Annotated in this window: 2 protein-coding genes and 2 pseudogenes; 2 read left to right on the top strand and 2 right to left on the bottom strand. The window is 61.0% G+C overall.

Going from position 1 to position 1,589, the window contains the following annotated elements:
- Positions 1–80: 80 nt before the first annotated feature.
- Positions 81–317: pseudogene (locus tag NKK47_RS34910) on the bottom strand (recombinase family protein); the annotation flags it as partial.
- A 146-nt stretch (positions 318–463) separates the two neighbouring features.
- On the opposite strand from NKK47_RS34910, the gene NKK47_RS34915 reads away from it, so the two are divergent.
- Positions 464–853 carry an antitoxin Xre/MbcA/ParS toxin-binding domain-containing protein gene (locus tag NKK47_RS34915; protein ID WP_352579915.1) on the top strand — a complete coding sequence of 130 codons (390 nt, stop codon included), beginning with the start codon at positions 464–466 and terminating at the stop codon, positions 851–853.
- Complete coding sequence (locus tag NKK47_RS34920) at positions 850–1,368, top strand: RES family NAD+ phosphorylase (RefSeq protein WP_352579916.1); 519 nt, start codon at positions 850–852, stop codon at positions 1,366–1,368. The genes NKK47_RS34915 and NKK47_RS34920 overlap by 4 nt, the downstream gene beginning before the upstream one ends.
- Positions 1,369–1,405: 37 nt before the next feature.
- On the opposite strand, the pseudogene NKK47_RS34925 reads toward NKK47_RS34920, so the two are convergent.
- Positions 1,406–1,589, bottom strand: a pseudogene (locus NKK47_RS34925) (integrase); the annotation flags it as partial.

Consider the following 1,589-nt stretch of genomic DNA (forward strand, 5'->3'; position numbering starts at 1 on the left):
CCAGGGCAAGCATGGGTGACAGTCTTGGCAGGCTATCGCCGGCGGCGACCCTGGAGATTCTGGGCGCCATATCGACATAGCCCCACGGCTATGGCGCGCATCAGCTTCGCCAGCACCGGCCGGGAGCGCGAGGCGCCGGAGCCGTGCTCCTGATGGACCAAGCGGCCGCCGGCCGCCTTGAGTTCGTCGACTTGGGCGCTCGCCTGGTCCTCGGTCGAGACGCGGGGATCGCCAATGAGGCCGTAGCTGGGGGCACTCGCGATTGTGCGCGCATTCGGTCGTTTTTGACAGGGCTTTTTTGGGGTGTTTATACACATAAGGAATGTGCCAGAACACGAACGTGTGAATGCGTCTGGTGAGGCCTCAACGACGCCTCGTCAGCCAACCGAGGCTTGTAATCCGTCGCTAATGCCATATCTTATGCACAAGAAATGTGTTTCTGGATATGGCAAGTGCGGCAGGGATGATCCAAGCGTTGAAAGTTCCAGTTCAGAACGAACCGTTGGTGCTGTCCTATATGGATCGGGCTGGGAAGATCGCTGTCGCCCAGGTTGCGGATGGATTCGGTATGTCCAAAGGTCAGCTTGCCGAAACGGCGGGTCTTGCGCGGGAAACCCTCTATAGGGCTGAGCGTAGCCGTGCTGCAAAGACGCAAGGTCGCCTTCGTGAAATGCTTGAGATCATCAGCAGGGTGACCGACTGGGCTGGAGGCAAGGAGCAGGCGATGGCTTGGTACCGGGCGCAGCCGATACCGGCATTCGGCGGGCGGACGGCGGAAGCTCTGGTTAAGGAAGGCAAGGCCAGCGCGGTTCGCGACTACCTGGATCATGTCGCCGTTGGTGGCTTTGCTTGAGGTTTGCCGGAATTTGCTACCGCGCCCATGATCCGCGTTGGTCGTTCCAGCCGATCTCAGGGGACGGAGCGGCTATTCGGGGTGCCAGATTCAACGCGAAAGGTGTGCCTACGCTTTATCTGGCGCTCGACATCATGACGGCCGTGAAGGAGGCAAATCAGGGTTTTGCATATCGCATTGATCCCTGCGTGCTCTGCTCATACGAGATCGATTGCGATGACATTGTCGATCTGAGGACGGCGCAAGGCCAGGCCGACGCCGAGATCCGGTTCGAAGATATAGCTTGTGCCTGGATGAATTTTCTCGCGGATGGCAAACGGCCGCCGTCATGGACCATCCAAGACCGCCTCGTTGCTGAGGGCAAGTTCGGCATTCTCGTGCCAAGCTTCGCGCCAGGTGCCGACACATCCGATCAGAACCTCGTGCTATGGAGCTGGGGCGAGGTGCTCCCGCACCAGGTTAAGGTGATCGATCCCGGACGCCGGCTGCCTCGGAACCAATTGTCCTGGAGCTGACGCCGCAAGGGGCGGATCGATCTGCGACTCAGACGATTTACCGCGCCGCCCGCCCGAGCGTGCGTTCCGCGTCATTGGAGTAGTTCGAGGCCTGCTGGACGGAGCGATGCTGCGACTGCTGCATGGCTTCGTGCAACGGATGCCGCGGCGTGCGGTTTCGGTGAGATAGCCGGAGCGCGGGCCGCGGGCGGAGAAGGCTTGCGGATCGAGCCCGGCCTCGG

Origin of the sequence: Mesorhizobium sp. M0019 (assembly GCF_040323975.1) — a bacterium.
In the GTDB taxonomy this organism is placed as follows: Bacteria; Pseudomonadota; Alphaproteobacteria; order Rhizobiales; family Rhizobiaceae; genus Mesorhizobium.